The sequence below is a fragment of the Micromonospora sp. WMMA1947 genome (genome assembly GCF_027497355.1).
In the GTDB taxonomy this organism is placed as follows: domain Bacteria; phylum Actinomycetota; class Actinomycetes; order Mycobacteriales; family Micromonosporaceae; genus Micromonospora.
Window position 1 is genome coordinate 5854969 of record NZ_CP114909.1, and the last position, 17549, is coordinate 5872517.

19 protein-coding genes and 1 tRNA gene are annotated in these 17549 nt (G+C 67.3%); 8 read left to right on the forward strand and 12 right to left on the reverse strand.

The window, feature by feature from the left end; genetic code table 11:
- Positions 1-149: 149 nt before the first annotated feature.
- From O7604_RS27445 to O7604_RS27455, 3 genes are read left to right on the forward strand one after another with little or no spacing between them, the layout of a single operon-like run.
- On the forward strand, positions 150-515 hold the full coding sequence (locus tag O7604_RS27445) for a hypothetical protein (RefSeq protein ID WP_281578273.1): 366 nt from the start codon (positions 150-152) through the stop codon (positions 513-515).
- Positions 482-1318 (forward strand): caspase family protein, encoded by an 837-nt coding sequence (locus tag O7604_RS27450; RefSeq protein WP_281578274.1) that lies wholly within the window; start codon positions 482-484, stop codon positions 1316-1318. Before O7604_RS27445 ends, O7604_RS27450 begins: the two co-directional genes overlap by 34 nt.
- Positions 1315-2892 carry a hypothetical protein gene (locus O7604_RS27455; RefSeq protein ID WP_281578275.1) on the forward strand — a complete coding sequence of 526 codons (1578 nt, stop codon included), beginning with the start codon at positions 1315-1317 and terminating at the stop codon, positions 2890-2892. Before O7604_RS27450 ends, O7604_RS27455 begins: the two co-directional genes overlap by 4 nt.
- 76 nt (positions 2893-2968) lie before the next feature.
- On the opposite strand, the gene O7604_RS27460 is transcribed toward O7604_RS27455, so the two are convergent.
- The 6 genes from O7604_RS27460 to O7604_RS27485 all read right to left on the reverse strand — a co-directional run bounded on the left by O7604_RS27460 (position 2969) and on the right by O7604_RS27485 (position 8550).
- Positions 2969-3478, reverse strand: a complete 510-nt coding sequence (locus O7604_RS27460) for a DUF4913 domain-containing protein (RefSeq protein ID WP_281578276.1) — start codon at positions 3476-3478, stop codon at positions 2969-2971.
- On the reverse strand, positions 3475-4653 hold the full coding sequence (locus O7604_RS27465) for a hypothetical protein (protein ID WP_281578277.1): 1179 nt from the start codon (positions 4651-4653) through the stop codon (positions 3475-3477). Before O7604_RS27465 ends, O7604_RS27460 begins: the two co-directional genes overlap by 4 nt.
- Positions 4634-6076, reverse strand: coding sequence for a relaxase (locus tag O7604_RS27470; protein ID WP_281578278.1), 1443 nt, complete (start codon positions 6074-6076; stop codon positions 4634-4636). The genes O7604_RS27465 and O7604_RS27470 overlap by 20 nt, the downstream gene beginning before the upstream one ends.
- Positions 6073-6489, reverse strand: a complete 417-nt coding sequence (locus O7604_RS27475; RefSeq protein WP_281578279.1) for a hypothetical protein — start codon at positions 6487-6489, stop codon at positions 6073-6075. The genes O7604_RS27470 and O7604_RS27475 overlap by 4 nt, the downstream gene beginning before the upstream one ends.
- A gap of 430 nt (positions 6490-6919) precedes the next feature.
- Positions 6920-7753, reverse strand: a complete 834-nt coding sequence (locus tag O7604_RS27480) for a PIN domain-containing protein (protein ID WP_281578280.1) — start codon at positions 7751-7753, stop codon at positions 6920-6922.
- Between the two features lie 161 nt (positions 7754-7914).
- A complete protein-coding gene (locus tag O7604_RS27485; protein ID WP_281578281.1) occupies positions 7915-8550 on the reverse strand; it encodes a hypothetical protein in 636 nt (211 codons plus the stop codon).
- A 448-nt stretch (positions 8551-8998) separates the two neighbouring features.
- Here O7604_RS27485 and O7604_RS27490 point away from each other — a divergent pair, with 448 nt between their 5' ends.
- Positions 8999-9601 (forward strand): SLATT domain-containing protein, encoded by a 603-nt coding sequence (locus tag O7604_RS27490; RefSeq protein WP_281578282.1) that lies wholly within the window; start codon positions 8999-9001, stop codon positions 9599-9601.
- A complete protein-coding gene (locus O7604_RS27495; protein WP_281578283.1) occupies positions 9598-10887 on the forward strand; it encodes a hypothetical protein in 1290 nt (429 codons plus the stop codon). The genes O7604_RS27490 and O7604_RS27495 overlap by 4 nt, the downstream gene beginning before the upstream one ends.
- Positions 10888-11513: 626 nt before the next feature.
- Here the strand turns inward: O7604_RS27495 and O7604_RS27500 are convergent.
- Positions 11514-12107 (reverse strand): hypothetical protein, encoded by a 594-nt coding sequence (locus O7604_RS27500; RefSeq protein ID WP_281578284.1) that lies wholly within the window; start codon positions 12105-12107, stop codon positions 11514-11516.
- A 78-nt stretch (positions 12108-12185) separates the two neighbouring features.
- On the opposite strand from O7604_RS27500, the gene O7604_RS27505 reads away from it, so the two are divergent.
- Positions 12186-12428 carry a hypothetical protein gene (locus tag O7604_RS27505; protein WP_281578285.1) on the forward strand — a complete coding sequence of 81 codons (243 nt, stop codon included), beginning with the start codon at positions 12186-12188 and terminating at the stop codon, positions 12426-12428.
- A 273-nt stretch (positions 12429-12701) separates the two neighbouring features.
- Here O7604_RS27505 and O7604_RS27510 read toward each other — a convergent pair whose 3' ends face one another.
- Positions 12702-12881, reverse strand: a complete 180-nt coding sequence (locus tag O7604_RS27510; RefSeq protein WP_281578286.1) for a hypothetical protein — start codon at positions 12879-12881, stop codon at positions 12702-12704.
- A gap of 200 nt (positions 12882-13081) precedes the next feature.
- Between O7604_RS27510 and O7604_RS27515 the strand changes: the two genes are divergently transcribed.
- The gene (locus O7604_RS27515; RefSeq protein ID WP_088947537.1) at positions 13082-13333 is read left to right on the forward strand and encodes a helix-turn-helix domain-containing protein; all 252 of its coding nucleotides are present in this window, start codon (positions 13082-13084) and stop codon (positions 13331-13333) included.
- On the opposite strand, the gene O7604_RS27520 is transcribed toward O7604_RS27515, so the two are convergent.
- Positions 13334-13561, reverse strand: coding sequence for a hypothetical protein (locus tag O7604_RS27520; RefSeq protein WP_281578287.1), 228 nt, complete (start codon positions 13559-13561; stop codon positions 13334-13336). It abuts the gene before it with no gap.
- A gap of 208 nt (positions 13562-13769) precedes the next feature.
- Here O7604_RS27520 and O7604_RS27525 point away from each other — a divergent pair, with 208 nt between their 5' ends.
- On the forward strand, positions 13770-14951 hold the full coding sequence (locus O7604_RS27525; protein WP_281578288.1) for a site-specific integrase: 1182 nt from the start codon (positions 13770-13772) through the stop codon (positions 14949-14951).
- A gap of 114 nt (positions 14952-15065) precedes the next feature.
- Here the strand turns inward: O7604_RS27525 and O7604_RS27530 are convergent.
- The 3 genes from O7604_RS27530 to cmk form a co-directional block, all read right to left on the reverse strand.
- Positions 15066-15139: transfer RNA gene (locus O7604_RS27530), tRNA-Pro, on the reverse strand.
- A 155-nt stretch (positions 15140-15294) separates the two neighbouring features.
- Positions 15295-16704, reverse strand: a complete 1410-nt coding sequence (gene der, locus O7604_RS27535) for a ribosome biogenesis GTPase Der (RefSeq protein WP_281578289.1) — start codon at positions 16702-16704, stop codon at positions 15295-15297.
- A gap of 46 nt (positions 16705-16750) precedes the next feature.
- Positions 16751-17431: a (d)CMP kinase gene (cmk, locus tag O7604_RS27540; protein ID WP_269700365.1), complete on the reverse strand. Its 681-nt coding sequence runs from the start codon at positions 17429-17431 to the stop codon at positions 16751-16753.
- Positions 17432-17549 lie beyond the last annotated feature (118 nt).

Here is a 17549-nt window from a genome sequence, read left to right on the forward strand (position 1 = left end):
TGCAGGTCGGGCGGTGATTGGTGGCGAAAGTGCGCCAAGAGTCGGGAGATGACGGGGCCGGGATACCGTACGGGCGACTAGCCGCGATTCGGACCGTCCGGAATGTTGCAGTCGAGCGAGTTGGTGGCCGCCCGGGATTCGATTGCCTGTTGGGCTACCTGGCGTGGGAGCAAGTCGGGCTGGCTGACCCCGGATTCGTCTGGTCGTTGTTCTTAGAGCCGGCGGAATTGGCGCAGCAGTTTGCCGCTAGGTATGAGTTGGCGGCGAACAGGTTTCACCTGATCGAGATCCTCCTTGTGCGCGCCCAGCAAATGCGCGACCAGGAAGCTGTGGAACTCGCAGGTCGCATTATGCAACGCATGCAAAAGATCCGGGCTGACCGCGGGAACGCCAGGCCGCTGCTATACCTCGGCACCAACGACGAGGGTATCGCCGCCGCTATCGCCATATACGACGACTTCTGGACCGAGAGGTGGGGAGCATGGGTAGATCCTTCATTCTCGCAGTCGGGGTAAACGCCTACCGATCGGCCGACATCCCGAACCTTAACTGGGCGGTCGCCGACGCCACCGCGTTCCACGACGCCGCCATCCGGGGCCGAGAAGGCAGTTCAGTTCGGTCCCGCCTCCTGGTCGAGGACGACGCCACCACTGCGAACGTCCGGGAGTCGCTGGGCGGCTGGCTGGCCGAGGCAGGGCCCGACGATAACGTGATGGCGTTCTTCGCCGGTCATGGCGCCCGCGAAATGAGGTTAGATGGCAACCCTATGGCCGCACCGGAGGCTTACCTGTTACCGTCCGACGCGGATATTGATCGTTTGTATTCGACCGGGATTTCTCTGACCCATGAGCTGCCAATTGCACGGGCACGGATTGGTGCCGGCAATGTCACGCTAATCTTCGACTGCTGCCACGCTGGCGGCGGCATCGGGTTCGCCAACGGAGTCCGCTCGCGCGGCATCGACGGCCCGATCTTTCGCCGCAGGCAAGCCCTAACAAATGCTCAGCTCAACGTTGCAGTGTCACTGCCGGGCGGTGGTCGACAGGACATCGGCGACGGCGTCGCGATTCTCATGGCATGCGGCCAGCATCAGCAGGCTTTAGAGTCTGACAACCTGGGCCACGGAATCTTCACGCACCATCTGCTCCGCGCGTTAGACCAAAGACCCAGCGGCGCACCGGACGCGGTACCGCTCGGCGTCGCCTATGCGCAGGTGGTGCAGGCCGTACTGTCAGACACGCAAGGTCGGCAACTGCCGGTGCTCGAAGGGCGCATGGCTGACCAACAGCTCTTCGTGGGCGGTTCCAAGCGGTCATGATGCCGAACGCGTCGCTGTTCAAGGTGCTGGCCGATACTCGCAGCGCGGACCAGGTGATTCGGCTGACAGCAGAGGCGCTACCCGACGGCACCGGTGGCCCAGTCACTACAAATAACATCTACCGGCATGAATGGGCTCACTACTTCCAGTACAGCGCCCTTCCGACCGGGTTCTTCTTGTCCCAGTACCGCCGCAACTGCTTTACCAGGCTCAAGGATTTGTTGCGCCAGCCCCGCAACGGCAAACACTTCGCGCTTGATCCGTTCTTCGAACAGCTCAGCAGCTTCAACGCGATCTGGGAAGCGTGGCCGCCGGACTGGTACTCAGCCTACACAAGGGCCGACACTCAAGTCGTGGAAGCGCATCTGACCCGTGCTGGAATCCTTGAGGTGCGGCTAGCCAAGCCTGACTACGTCATTTCATTACCACTCGGCCTACACGCCGTATACGAGGCAATGGCCTGGTGCGCCGCAGCGATAACGCACCAATTCCAGCAGGACATCCCACGCTCCGTTGACGCATTCGTCTACACGTGGCCGTTGTGGGTTCTCGCCGATGCCACCGGACGCGATCTAGACGACGTACGAAACGAGGAGCGCATAGCGCTGATGCCGTTTCTATTCCTCGCCTCGTGCTACGACGACCGAGTTATGCCCAACACAGCCCGGCTCCCCGAGTCGTTCGCGGCGATGAGCGCCGAGTTGAGCCGCCGCGACGTTACTGTCGGCAGGCTCACGTGGCAGCTGTTTCGCGACTACGAACGCTTCTGGAGCCGGGCACTGAACCTCGCAAATTGTGATGCATATCTGCGCGGCATTGGACTGCCAGCGCTGACACGCCTATTTGAAGAGACTATGCATGTGGGCCGCCTCAGCCTCTCCGAGCACAAGCGGTTCCTCGACAATCTCTCCAGCACCCTGCCACCGGACCATGCGCCGCTACTGCCAGACGTCCTCACAGAAGTGAACCTGATTGAGAACAGCCTGTATAATCTTGGCGTAGTTCTCGCGGATGCTGACCGCGCGCTGACCTGGCCGCTCCTTCTGGAACCGGAGCTCATTCCGCCAGTCTGCGCGCTGGAGACACCGAATGGCTATCAGTGGTTCTCCATTCGACACGAGAATGATACGCCAACAGACGTTGAGCGCTTGGAAAGCAGGGTAGTACTCCGCCAGCTTGCCGCAATCATGGAACACGTACTGATGCAGCTGTCGTTCGACACCCATGTCGCCTGCTATGGGCCGCTGGACTGGCAACAGCCCATCAACGCCTGCCCCGCCGCTTCGCGATGCATGGCGCTGCGGCACAAGAGGGGCATCGAGTTCTGTGTCGACCAGGCGTGGCGGGAACGGATCGGCGAAGTTGTACCGGCCGTGTTTAACTATCACGGTGTAGAGCCGCCTGAGGAACTCATTCCGGGAATCGGTTCAGCCATCCGTGATTACGAGGCCGCGTTGCGCGGCGAGTCGCCTCCAATGGACCGGGTCAACATCGATCTGAGGGCGCTCGGCCTGGGTCCCTACCTGACCCGCACAGACCAGCTCCGCGGTCACGATGGAGCTGACACTCCATAGCTGCCGCCGGTGGTTTGCTCGGCGGCGAGGTCAGGAGTCACGCCTTGGACCTGCTTGGCTCCGCGCCCGAGCTGTGTCAATCCCACCACCTCCACCAATGCTCAGGCGCAGGCTGAGCCGGCATCTCCGGGGAGGAAGAGTGTCGGTGCACTCCGAGATCAGTGCCTGCGGAACAGTCACGGAACGGGCCGTCTTCGCCGTACAGGATGGGCAGCTGGTGGTCTAGTTCTCTCAGCCAGGGCAGCATGCCGGTGATCTGCAGGCGGGCCTGCTCCCAGCCGTACCACAGGGCTGTCAGCCGGGTGACCGCTTCGTCGTGGCGCCACCATTGCTCGCACCAGTGCCAGCGAGTCATGCCGATTTCACCGACCGGGCGTGGGAAGGTCGGCAGCAGATACGTGGTCACCCACTCCTCGACCGTCGAGTACAGCGGCGGCTGATCACCCCCATCACCAGCGTGGCCGCGTTCGGCTTGGGCCTGCTGGAGGTCGACGACCTGCGCCGTTAGTCTCGCCACCTCTGCAGCGAGCTCATCGAGGTGGGTAGCCGCGTCGTTGCGGGCCTGCTGGGACGTGGTGGCGGTCATCGCGATCGTCCGCGCATCGGCACTGCGGTCGCTGTCACGGGTTGCTTGGCGGCGAGCGCCGCGTCGACCTGCGCTACGCGAAGCTTCGGGAAGGCCTGCACCCACGCGGGCGTCGCGAGCTTGTCAGCGTGGTGGATGGCGGCCGCGGTGGCGTCGGTGTAATCAGCACCGTCGTCGTGCACTACGCTCGCCGCCTGCCCGACTGCGTGCTCGTCGGCCACGGTACGAGGATCGTCCAACGCCCCGCCCTCCCGAACTCCCTCACCTCGCTCAGCAGCAGCTCTGCCTTGCAGATCACGGGCCAAGGCCACCTCCACGTGACTCTGCGCGAGTCGGATCCCTTCGACCGAGCGTCCGCCAGCGGTGCCGGCCAGGATCGCCTGGTTCATCTCTGCCGCGAGGTCACGAAGGAGCTGCACGGGTTCGCCCGCGGGGAGTTTGCCGCTGGCACGCCACTGGCGCTGTAGCTCGTCGAGAGCTTCGGGCCGTACGTGCTCGGCCAGTTTCATAGCCTCTTGGCGGACAGCGGCGTCGAAGTCGTCGACCAGCGCACGGCCACCCGGTGGCAGCGCAGCTGGCCCGTCCTGGCTAATCCCCGCCCGGTCGGGTGTGCCGCCGTGAGCGCGAGCGCGGTGGTGGCGGTGGCCGGCCCGGGCATCGCGCTCCCACACCTCCCGGGCGGCGGCACGCATGGCCTCAGGAATCGGCGTGCCGACCTGTCGATGGCGTTCGTAGGCGGCCATCAGGTCCGGGCGAAACTGACGTAGTCGTTGCTCGGCGAAGTCTGCTGCCCGCCGGGCTAGTGGGTCGCTGCTGGCGTGGACCGTCGCGGTTCGCCAAGTGGCGGCGGCCTCGGCGAAGGTGGCCTTGTTGACGAGCCAGTCACCGTCCAGCGACGCCGCCATCCGGTCACGGTCCGCGCGTACCTTGGCTGCCAGCCGGTCGGCTTCCCGTCGAGCCGCCGCGGTCGCCTGGTCACCTTGGGCCTGGCGTTCCCGCTCGGCGGCCTTGTTCTGGATACCGACGGCGGCCCACCGGGCACCGGCCTCGCCGATGGTCGCCATCGTCGCCAGCCCTTGCAGGAACTGCTGGCGGGTTTCGGTCATCGGGTCCTCGTGTTGCTGCGAATGCGACACGTGCACCTCCCTTGCCTGCTCAGCGGCCGCGCCCAGCACGCCGGCCGCCTCCCACTGTCGGGTCGGGTATTGGTGTGGGAGTTAGCGGCAGCGTTACCGCCGGTTGTCGGCCACCCGCTACCACTCGCAGCGCGTCGGCTGCAGCACGAGCCGCCTCGGCTTGGTGCAGGCGCTGCTGGGCACGCCGCAGCTGCTCGAGGGTGTCGGCGAGCCGGGCCAGGTCCAGCACCAGCGCGAGCGCGGCGATCGCGTCGTCGTCGCCGGAGATGCGACCCATGAGCGCTACCAGTCGCGACATGGCGCGCATCTCCTGCGAGCGGTTGGTGGACCGACGGATCCGCCCGTAAAGATCGCGGGCTGCGCGGTCGAAAACCTCGACGGCCCGGTGCAATGGCCCGCGTCGGTGACCCTCCATCGCGTAGGCCAGGCTGGTGAGCAGGTCGGCTGCGGCGACCGCCGTGGCCTGCGCCCGCGCCGGTTCGGTACGGGCGGCACGGCGGATGTCGGCGGCGGCTGCGGCGGCAGCCTTGGCGGCCTGGCGCAGCGCCTCGACGCGCTCGCTCCGGCTCACCGTCGGCGCCGCCGCCGGCGGTAGTGTCGGAATGCCCCACCGCAGCCGCAACCTGGGCAGCGACATGTCGGGCGCCAACCGGCCCCCGCCGAAGTACACCGGCTGCCCACCGGCGGTGCGTGCGCCGGGAAGAGCCACCGCGTAGCCGGTGATCTGCCGGGCATCGGTGCTGCTACGCCGGAGCCGGACCAGCACTCCTGCCTCGCGTAGCCGGGCGAAGAACTCCTCCTCCGAGCCAGCCGCGGCCACGGCCGTGCGTACGCGCCAGCGCAGCTCGTCGCGGGGCGTCTGGGCGCGGCCCACGCGACGGGCCTTGCTGACCTCGACCGGGTGGGGGCGGCGGTGAGCGGTGCGGTCAGCCGGCGGGACCCGGCGGCGCAGGTTGTAGCGGTGGGCGACGTTGTCGGTGGCCGTGACGCAGCGCGGGTAGTCGTTGCGCATCCAGTTGGTCCGCCCGTCCTCACGCACCAGCGTGGCGACGATGTGCACGTGGTCATCGGCGTGCCGCATGACAATCCACCGCAGGCCTGGATCGATGGCGCTGGTGGCGACGCCGACCTCAGTGAGCATTTGCTCCGCCATGCTCGCCCAGGTCGAGTCGCTGAAGGTGCGGCGCCGGTCCTCGGGCGCGAGCCGCATGCTGGCGTGCCAGACGAACTTGTTCGGCGGCCGGTCGCCCGCGCGGACTGGCTGCTCCAGCAACGCAGTCAGCGCACGGAAGTCCCGCTTACCGCTGGCGGTGACCTTCGGCTCCAGGTACGTCAGCGGACCCGCGCCGTCCCAGGCAGCCACCAAACGCGGGTTGACGTGTTCCTCCGCCTTGCCCGGGCCCCACAGGTAGCGCAGCAGCCCGCCGACCCGCGACCCCCGCCGGTGCACCCGCGTGATCACCGCATCCTCCGGTCGATCAGGAAGATCACCTCGTCGAGCCGGGCCATCGCTGCCGCACACAGCCGGACGGCCTCAGCGGCCCAATCGGGCAGCCGGCCGGTGGCGTTGAACGCCGCAGCTGCCTGGTTGACGTTGTTGCCGAACATCGCCACGGCGCGGCGAGCGGCGAACAACTCGTGCTGCAGATCGCGCAGGTCACCGGTCACACCACCGGGCGCCTGCCGAGCGGACGCGGCGGCGACGGCGGCCTTGGCGGCGTAGCCGGTTGGGGTCAGTTGCGCAGCGGCCGCCGCCGCGTCGATCGCGGCCTTCTCGTCGTCGGACAGCCTGAGCAACACGGCGTGCGTGCGAGCCGGTCGGTTGTGCGCGCGGTGCCGCACCTTTCGAGGCGGGGCGGGCTGATCGCTGTCCATCGTCGCCACTGTGCGTCCCAGGCGTTGCCGGCGACGTCAGCGCCAGCGGCTACCGGCGCCGGCCAGGGCGACGCGCGGGGCGCGGCCCGCCCCAATTGCCGATCTGCGACCGCGCCCGGTCGCAGATCGATAAGCAATGGCCATATCTTGCTGCGACCGCCGTCGAGCAGGACCTCGCGCAGCTCGACGAAGACATCCGGCAGCAGCAGACATCTGTGGCAGCTGGCTCACCGGGTCCACGCCTTCGTCGACGAACAGGAAGCCTTGGCCCGAGCCCGGCCACATCCAGCACGCCGGCCAGCAACGCGGCATCCCCACGACCGGCCTTGCCGCGAACGCCGCTGGTGAGCTGGCCGAGCACACCGCCGCCGCGCTCGCCGCCTACCGCGAACTCACCGGCCAACCCGCGGCCCAGCCCTCGCTGAGGGCGTCAGCTCTCGTCCTTCTTCTTCCGGTAGTCGTCCGGCAGCGCGCGGACCTGCATGTCCATGTGCTCGGCGCGCAACTGCATGCCGAGGTCGCCGGTGACGACGCGAGCGCCGCCCGCGCAGAGGACGTCGAGGTCCGTCGCGCAGCGCAGGATCGCCAGGTCGGCGTCCGGGCCGCGGTCCTCAGTCTGGGTCCACACCTCGAGCGTAGCCGTATGGTTGGCGCGAATCGACGCGGACTCTCCTGGGCGGCCGGCGAGGGTCTGCTGTAGAAAACGCACGGCTTTGGTGGCGCTCTCGGCGAGGAACCCGTTGCCGTACTTCTGCCGGTCGAGCTCGTCGACGACCCGCAGGGGCACGACGAGGCGCGCCGTCCTCTCTGTCTCCTTCCAGCCGCGCAGCACGCTGGGCCAGTCGATCTGATCAGGCCGCTGCCAGGTGTGGAAGACGTTCGTATCGAGGATCAGCGGCAGGCCCGGCCGGGCGGCGAGCTTCGTCAAGGCATCGAGTTCGGCGCGTGCCAGATCGAGCTCTCGGATCACGTCGCTGATGACCCGCCCGTACGCCTCGTTGCTCGCTCGGATGACCTCGGCCGGAGCCGGCGGCGCGGGCACCGGGCCGAGAGTCAGCAGGTGCCAGTAGGCGTCGCCGCGGACGGCACCTGCAAGGTCGGGCTCGGCGAAGCACGTGCGCAGCTGGTTGTAGGTCTTCTCTACGGCGCCGATGTAGGCGTGGAAGCAGCCGTAGGTCCCGCCCTGGGCGTTGACCCAATCGTTCTTGGCGGTGCGCAGCACCTCGTCAGCACGGTCGAGGGTGACCCCGGGAAGCAGTCTCACGTTGGCGATCCTTCCACCCCAGACGCCCAAGAGTCTCTACGTACACCGGTACGCCCGCGGCGACTTGGTCGCACCTAGACCTGAAGATAGAAGCTTTCCAGCCTCGACGCCCGCTCGCAGTTCCGGTGACCTGCCGTTCGGCGGCCGAGACCCGGCTTGATCTAGCCGGTGACGTCCTGAATGGCCTCGTAGAACTCGGGGTCGTTGGTTCGAGGTATCAGCGCGTTCCGGTTTCCGGACCACAGGTCTGTCCGCAACGGGAAGGTGCACGTGGTGCGCCATCGTCGCCGCCCCCAGCGTTGCGGCAGGACCAGCACCTCCACGCTGGCGCTGTAGGGACCGTCCCTCAGCTGGGTCTCGGGAGTGTCCCACTGGAACTCGATCACCCGCTCAACCGACTTGCGGCCCTCGACGGCAAACGGCATGGCGTACTGCCGATGCTTGTCCGATTCGGGGTAGACAGACCCGTGGAAGGCGATCCAGAGCATGCGTTTGGGCAGCGCCTTGTGGTCCGCGGAGTTCTCGCCGCCGGCGCCGCCGCTCAGGCGCAGCTTGATGTCGGCGACCACGAGGCAGGCGGGGGCAGGGTTATGGAAGACCAACGGTATGTCGAGCACGATCTTGTTACTGGTGATGGCGCCGCTGAACACATGCCCCGTCTCCACGCGCAGACGACCGCGGCGAACCTGCATCCACCAAAACGATGCGAGCGTGAAGATCAGCGCGGTAACGGAGATGGCCACAGGCGGAGTGATCCAGGCGTTGGTGGCTCCGAGGAGTGGAAGCGCGGCATCCATGTGCTGAAGTGTCTCGGGCGCCCGCAAATTGGTCGCGGAAGGGCCCGCGCCGTCGAGCTGCTGCTTACAGACCCCTGACCGGCATACTGCGCCGACCGGTGGTGTTGCGCCGACCCGGGCTCGGCGACCGGGACGCTCCAGGTCTACACCGGCAGCGCCATTGATACCGCCGACGGAAGCTGATCACTGAGCGCAACGTACCTGGAGAACTCGCACCAGTTGAATACGCGAGGCTGCCAGTCTCCCCGTACCCCACCGGGCACGGGCCCGCCCCCGCCCCCCGAGGCTGCGGAAGAGTTGCTCGGGCACTAAGGGTGTCGGTGATCCCATCCATACTTAAGTCCGAGTGCAGCGATAGTCAGTGACCGTCGCTCTTCCGCGGCACGTGTGGCCGGGAAGGAACCCACCGGGGGTGTGCACCCTCTTGGTCGCTAGCGAACGGGGAGAGATGGCGACAGACCCCGCCGTCAAGACAGAGCGAGACGAGTACCTGTTGGCCCAGGTGCGGGAGACGTTCGGTCGTGTGGTCTACGGCCACAAGACCCACGAGAAGCAAGCCGACCTATGCTTCCGGAAGCATTGCAGCCAGCAGGCTGCACTTGTCGTCTTCACGGCGGCCAGCGCCGGCACGTTCCTCGCGGCGCTGCTCGGGAACTTCGTGAGCCCGCAGATCGCCAGCCTCGTCACGTCGTTCATCGCCCTGATCGTCACAGCGCTGACCCTCGCGACGAAGAGCTTCAAGTTCGGCGAGGAGTCCGAGGCGCACCGCGACATCGCCTCGCGCCTGTGGGACGTGCGCGAGTCGTACCTGTCTCTGATCGCCGACCTGATGTCCGGCGCGACGTCGGCGTCCGATGCCCGTGAGCGCCGTGACAGGCTCCAAGAGGCTACGCGTACGGCTTACGCCGACGCGCCCAGGACCACATCCAAGGCATATGGCAAGGCGCAGGACGGACTTAAGAACAACGAGGAGCTGACGTTCACGTCGCGCGAGATCGACCTCTTCCTCCCGGAGGCCCTCCGGCTCAACGAGAGTGAGGCGGCCGCATGAAGGTCTCGGAGATCTTCGACACCCTTCTCGAGAACCTGAAGGTCGGCGACGCCAGCACCACGATCGCCGCGCGTCGGGATGAGATCACTAAGGCGCTGAACAAGGACTTCAGGTCGGTCGAGGGATCCACCGCGAACCGGCTAATGGTGGGCTCCTACGGGCGACACACGGCGATCCGTGGGGTGTCCGACCTCGACATGATCTACATCCTCCCGGCCAGCCTCCGCTCGAGCTACGACAGCGAGACTGGGCCGCGAAGGATCCTCAACCGCGTCCGGGATGACCTGAAGGCTCGTTATCCCAACACCGAGATCCAGGTCGACCAGTGCGTCGTGCGGGTCCAGTTCACCAGCAACAAGTTCAAGTTCGAGGTTCAGCCGGCCTTCGAGAACGCTGACGGCACCTTTGACTACCCGGACACGAAGTCCGAGAGCTGGAAGGTCACCAAGCCGCGCCACGAGATCACGGCGACCAAGGACTGCAACGATCGCACGTCGAAGAACATGCGCCACCTCGCTCGGATGGCCCGGGCGTGGAAGGACACGAACGGCGTGGTCATGGGCGGCCTGCTTATCGACACGCTGGTACATCGGTTCTTCTCGACCACCACCGAGTACGACGACAAGGGGTCTCTCTGGTTCGACTTTATGGTCCGGGACTTCTTCAAGTTCCTTGCGGAGGAGCCTGACAAGGACTACTACCTCGCGCTGGGCAGCAACCAGCGTGCCACGGTGAAGAAGCGGTTCCAGCCGAAGGCGAAGAAGGCATACAACCGGTGCCTCGAGGCTATCGCCGACGGGGGCAAGGCATCTGCGAACAAGAAGTGGCGCGAGGTGTTCGGTACGGCGGTTCCGCTTGAGACCACCAAGTCCGCCCGGTCGTTCAGCGACACGGAGGAGTTCATCGAGAACCTGTTCCCCGTCAACATCGGACACTCGGTGACGATCGACTGCGAGGTCACGCAGAACGGCTGGCGACCGACCCTGCTGCGGATGATGCTCCGCGATCGGACTCCGCTCCTCGCGAACAAGGGCCTCGACTTCACGATCATCGAGTGCAGCGTCCCGGAGCCGTATGACGTGAAGTGGAAGGTGCTGAACCGAGGGGACGAGGCCGAGCGCCGGAACAACATCCGCGGCCAGATCATCTCGTCGAGCCGCCCCGGCGTGAGGCACGAACGAACCAGCTTCCGTGGGGAGCACGTCGTCGAGTGCTACATCGTCAAGGACGGGATCGTGGTCGCACGGGACGTCATCGACGTGCCAATCAGCACCAGTGCGGCATAGCGCTACAGAGCGGTGATGCTCGTCGTTACTGGTCGGCGGTCGGAAAGCCGGGCTCTGTGCGGAGAGTCGGGCATACTCGCGTTCACCACCGACCAGGCCGCGCACGTGGGCACGTGGTACACCGCCCCCGCGCGGACCCGTCAGCCGCGCCACCCGCAACGATCTCGGCCAGCAGGTCCTCCGCGCCGGCGACTGCTGCGCAAGCTGCTCGACGATTGCCTGCGGATCTTGGGCCCCGATCACCCCGACACCCTGACCACCCGCCACAACCTCGCTTACTGACGCGGCATGGCGAAGAGGTCCGATCACAATCTGTAACAGCGGCTGGCTGATAGCGGAGAACTCGCACAGAACGAATACGCAACCCTGCCAGTCCGCACCGACGCCGGTGGTAGCCGACGCGCTCGGCTACCACCAGACCAGCACCGCCCGCCAGGTCGCCAACGCAGGCGGCACGTGGAGCCGCTAGGCACTCGATCGAGCCGGGCCAGATAGAGGCCTGGGTCTCGGGTCAGCTCCCGGCGGTAGCGGTGCACCCGGCTCCTGAGCGAGCCCGGTACGCACTCTGCCGGCAGGGGATGGACCATGTCTACTTCTCGCCCGGCCTCCCGGAGCGGCTCGCTGACCTAATCCGCCTCGACGCCGCCTGACAACCCGTCCACGGCGCCCGGCTCGCAGGGGTCTTTGTCCGATTTCCTCAGCACCTTATCCTTGATATTCTTCAGCCCAGGTACGACCCTTTCGTCCAGCAGCTTCTTGGCGTGGGGAGCCGCCTTGTAGATTCCATAGGCCGAACCCGCCAGAACGGCAAGGCCAGCGGCCGCGACACCAGCCTTTTTCCCGCTGGATGTCGCATTCGCGGCATTGTCGACGACGGTATCCGCATCGACGCCGATGTCGTTGGCAACCGTCTTGGCCACTCGCTTCGCCGCCCTCGCCGCGGAGACCGCCTCCTGGGCCTTGCGCTTGAGGTCGTCGGTGACGTGCAGTTCGTCGACGATCGCGTCATCCCAAGTTCTGGTCGTCCAGTCCCGGTTGTACCAGCTATAGCCGCCGGGGCCGCGGTGATAGTCCTTCTCGAACGCGTATTTCGCCCCCTTTTCGGTCACTCCGTAGGCGCCCGGAGCACCTTCCAGGTAGCCCAGCTCCTTCAGGATCACGTTCATTACCTGGCTGGTCACTCCATAGAGCTGTCCCAGTGCAGTGGCAGATTTACTCACGTTCGAAGATGTTACTGACGGCGCTCAATGCGGGCGGCAGACAGCCGAACCAGCTCGGGCCTGGCGCACGGCGCGGTGATGGCCAGCCGCCTGGTGGAGGCCTTCCACGAACGGTCGAAGGTGGCGGCGGAGACGGTGCTCGGTGTCCCGGTCCAGCGACTCACGACGGCGATCAGCCGGGCGGTGCTGCTACCCGATGAAGCCGTCACCACCGCCGCCACGGACCTCGGCGTCGTCGCGATGGAGGCGATGGGCGCGTACGCGGCAGACAGCTTGTACCGGCCGAAGGAGGTGCCGCACGGCCCTGACCGGGGGCGCTGAGCGCCAGGGCCAACGGCCGGTCGCCAGCAACCAATGCGAATCCAGCAGCACCAGCAGGTCGCGACGGACCGCCCGCCGTGGGCAGCCACTCGCGACGATCGGCCGGCCGGTCGGCTTGGCTCTGACGCTGAAGCGCGCTGCCGGCATCGAGAGGCGTCGACCGGATGACGATCCCGCAGCCTGAAGGACCTATCCGGTAGCGGCCCGGTCGGATTCTTCGGCAACGCAGCGGACATCATCTCGGAAGCCGCTGCCTGGTATCCCGACACCTACTCACGGGAAGCCTCGGAACACCCCGTCCGGGTCCGCCGCGTCGGCGAACTCGAAGAAGTCCATGTTGCCGATCGAGAGGTTGTCCTCGACGCTCCACATCTCAGCCGGTAAGACCCGGAACCAGCGACCCGGCTCGTGGACCAGGTCCAGCGCGCAGGGCGTGTCCGGCAGGGTCAACATCGATGCAGTCTTGCAGCAGCGGGATGGGTTCCTCCGATCCGTGCCCAGCGCTACCGGTACTGCTGGTTGTCTGCTACCACGTCGGCGGTAGCGCGCCCGGAAATGGTCGGCCGGGATCGTCGTGTCAGGGCATGCCAATTGGTGCCTCGACAGCCGGTCGCCTCGGCGTCCACTCCCCTCACCCTGGAGGATTGGGCAAGATGATCACCAGCTCGCTGACCCACGAGGAACTGCTGCGACTCCCCGCGATTGTCGACCTGTCCACCGCTGCTCGCGCCCTGGGCGTCGGGCGGACGAAGGCCTACGAGCTCGCGAAGCAGGACGTGTTTCCGTGTCCGGTGCTTCGGATCGGGACGTCCTACCGCGTACGCACCGCAGACCTGCTGAGGCTGGTCGGCATCGACCGGCACGGCGCCGATCAGGAGGACTCATCGGACCGGACGCGCGGTTGATCAGTCGGTTTGCCCTGACTCCTGCGGCACAGCCCATCCCGGTCGATACCGCCCGGCGAGCACGTCGTCGACGAGCAGCGCGACAATCCCGGACGGCGTGAGATCGGGCCGCATCACCGCCAGCCTCTCCATCTCCGAAGGCGTGAGCCGGATCTTGACTTGCTGATCCCGCTTCTCGCGCGCCGGCAACGGCGGCAGGTTCTCGGCGACAGGACGCTGTCGCGGCATGCCTCAACTCCTCGGCGAACTCTCGAACGGCTAGATGACGAGTCGAGGTTCCCACATTCCACGTCGCCTATCACCAACCGCCATCTCACACACCAACCCGGGACCACATCTTGGTACCGCTTTTCGGTACCATTACAACAAGTGCGCAGTAGCTTCACGCACGGAAGCAGGGCTCAGCCCATCCCTCCCTAGAAGGAACAGGACCGACGTGAGCGCCTCGGACCCGATCAAGAAGATCACCCTTCGCAGCGGCAAGACCCGCTACCGCTTCGTCATCGACGTCGGGCGCAAGCCGGACGGACGTCGGGACCAGCGGACCTACACCTTCGACACCAGAAAGGAGGCTAAGGCGGAGTACGCGCGGATCAAGCACGAGACCGACCGAGGCACGTACGTCAAGCCCGGCAAGATCACCGTCGACGAGTTCCTCGACGAGTGGTTGACGTCGGCCACCCGCGATGTCGAGAAGGCCACCGCGGCGAACTACCGCGACGCACTCCTCCCGGTCCGGGCCCGTCTCGGTGGTAAGCCGCTCCAGGACATCACCGAGGCCGACATCGAGGCGCTGATCGACTGGATGTTGACGGAGGGCCGGCGCCGCGGCGGCAAGCCGGGAACGGGGCTGGGTGTCCGGTCGGTGCGTCTGACTCTCGGCCGGCTCCGGACGGCACTGAACGTCGCGGTTCGCCGCCAGCTCGTGGTGCGGAACGTCGCAGCGTTCGTGGCTATCCCGAGGGCAGCGGCGAAGGCTGCCATTGAGGCGCGGGCGGAGCGCAAGCCCTGGACCCAGGAGGAGGTGAAGGCGTTCCTGACCGGCATCACCGCCGAACGCCTCTACGCCCCCTGCCTGCTGTCGCTGATGGGCCTGCGGCCCGCTGAGGCATGTGGCCTCCGCTGGTCCGATGTCGACTTCGAGGCCGGCACGATCGCGGCCGGGGAGAACACGCGGACGCTCGTCGATGGCGAGGTCGAGGAGAAGGAGGCCAAGTCGGCGGCCGGCAAACGCGGCCTGCCGATGCCGGCGACGGTCGCCAAGGCGCTGAAGGCGTTCCAGACCCAGCAGAAGAAGGAACGACTGAAGGCGGGCGACGTCTACGTCGACAGCGGATATGTCCTGGTCGACGAACTCGGCCAACCGCAGCGCACCGACTGGCTTCGCCGCCGGCTGTATGAGCTGATGGCTAAGGTCGGAGTCCGTAGGGTCCGACCTTACGACGCCCGGCACGCCTGCCTGACCTACCTCGCTGGCGCCGGAGTACCGGACGTCGTGCTGGCGGCCTGGGCCGGTCACGCGGACGGCGGCACGCTGGCCAAGCGGGTCTACGTCCACCCGGACAGCAGCCACCTCAAGGTGGCGGCCGAGCACCTCGAATCGGGCCTGTTCGGCTGACTCCCGTGACACGAAACTCGGCAGTACGCGCGTACGTGATGAATTGTGAGACGGAACAGCAAGAAGGCCTCGACCCACCGAAGTGAATCAAGGCCCTGACCTGCTGTTTTACTGTCGGGACGGCCGGATTCGAACCGACGACCCCTTGACCCCCAGTCAAGTGCGCTACCAAGCTGCGCCACGTCCCGATGCCCCCGCCAGGTCTCCCCCGCGGCAGCCGGTACAGCTTAGCGCAGGATCTTCGTACCGTGCGCAGAGGCCCCTCCCGCGCCGCACGCCACACCCCCTAGAGCGTCCTAGGAGGGTGGGCGCGACAACGACAGGGCGGCCAGCAGGGAGCGGGTCAGCCGTGGGCCTTGCCCCGGCCGCCGGGGCCCAGCTTCTTGCGCGGGCGTACCGAGATCTCGATCGGGCTGCCCTCGAAGCCGAACTCCTCGCGGAGCTTGCGCTCGACGAAGCGCTGGTAGCCGGCGTCCAGCGGACCGGTGGTGAACAGCACGAAGCGCGGCGGGGCCGCCCCGGCCTGCGTGGCGAACAGGATGCGTGGTGCGCGTCCGCCGCGTACCGGGTGCGGGGTGGCCTGGACCAGCGCGGTGAGCCACTGGTTGAGCTGCGCGGTGGGGATGCGCGTCTCCCAGCTGGCGAGCGCCTTGCGCAGCGCGGGTGCGAGCTTGTCGACGGCGCGGCCGGTCTTCGCGGACAGGTTCAGCCGGATCGCCCAGGGGATGCGGCGCAGTTCCCGGTCGATTTCCTTGTCCAGGTAGTAGCGGCGGTCGCCGTCGACCAGGTCCCACTTGTTGAACGCGATGACCAGCGCCCGGCCCGACTCGACGACCATGGTGAGGATCCGCTGGTCCTGCTCGCTGATCACCTCGCTGGAGTCGAGCAGCACCACGGCGACCTCGGCCGCCTCGATCGCCGAGGCGGTACGAAGGCTGGCGTAGTACTCGGTGCCGCTGGCCTTGCCGACCCGCTTGCGCAGGCCGGCGGTGTCGACCAGCTGCCAGGTCTCGCCGCCGATCTCGACCAGGCTGTCGACCGGGTCGACTGTGGTGCCGGCGACCGAGTCGACCACTGCCCGCTCCTCGCCGGAGAACCGGTTGAGCAGGCTGGACTTGCCCACGTTGGGGCGGCCGACCAGTGCGACCCGGCGCGGGCCGCGCGGCCGGTTCTCCACGATCTTCGGCGCCTCGGGCAGCGCGTCCATGATGGCGTCGAGCAGGTCGCCGGAGCCGCGGCCGTGCAACGCCGAGACCGGGAACGGCTCACCGAGGCCGAGCGACCACAGCGAGGTGGCCTCCATCTCGATGGTGGTGTTGTCGGCCTTGTTCGCGATGAGGATGACCGGCTTGGCGCTGCGGCGCAGCATCTTCACCGCTGCTTCGTCCACGTCGGTGGCGCCGACCATGGCGTCCACCACGAACAGCACCACGTCGGCGGTGCCCACCGCGATCTCGGCCTGGGCGGCGATGGCCGCTGCCCGGTCCTTGGCGTCGGGCTCCCAGCCGCCGGTGTCCACCACGGTGAACGACCGGCCGTTCCACTGCGCGTCGTAGGGCACGCGGTCCCGGGTCACGCCGGGGATGTCCTCCACGACCGCTTGGCGGCGGCCGATGATGCGGTTGACCAGCGTGGACTTGCCGACGTTGGGGCGGCCGACCACTGCCACCACCGGCTGCGGACCGGCCGGCTCACCGGAGTCGACCTCCGGCTCGCGCAGCTCCACCCAGCCACCGAAATCGTCGTCACTCATGCCGAGCCGCCCTTCGTTCGCGTCTGCGGCACCTGCGAAAACCCGCTCACGCGACACCCCGCTCCGTGAGCATCTCCCGCAGTCGGGCCACGACCTCGTCGATGCCCAGCTCGGTGGTGTCCAGCACCACCGCGTCGGGGGCCTGCTGCAGCGGGTTGACCTTGCGGGTCGAGTCGAGGCGGTCCCGGCGGGCCAGGTCGGCGGCGGTCGCCGCGACGTCGGCGGCGTCCTCGGCGCTGCGCCGCTTCGCGCGCGCCGCCTCGGAGGCGGTCAGGTACACCTTCAGGTCCGCGTCCGGCGCGACCACCGTGCCGATGTCCCGGCCTTCGACCACGATCCGGCCCGCGTCGGCGATCACCCGCCGCTGCCGGTCCACCAGCAGCTCGCGTACGGCGGCGACGGCGGCCACCGCGGAGACGGCTGCGGTCACCTCGGAGCCGCGGATGGCGGTGGACACGTCGGTGCCGTCGACGGTCACGGCGTACCCCTGGGGGTCGGTGCCGATGCGGAGGTCGGCCTCGGCGGCGACCTTCGCGACCGACTCGGCGTCGGTGAGTTCCACGCCGGAGCGCAGGACCGCCCAGGTCAGCGCCCGGTACATGGCGCCGGTGTCGAGATAACGGGCGCCGAGGCCCGTCGCCAGTCGCCGCGACACGGTGGACTTCCCCGAACCGGACGGCCCGTCCACAGCGACCACGCATCGCCCGGCCGGTACGTTTTCCTCCACCGTTGTCCTCCTCAGCCCGTACCTCGCAGGTCGCCCGGTGTGTCCGGCGCCGTTGAGCGGATGGTTCTGTCGTCAATCATGCCCGCGCCGCGCGGGCGTCCCGCCGGGCCGGCGTGTG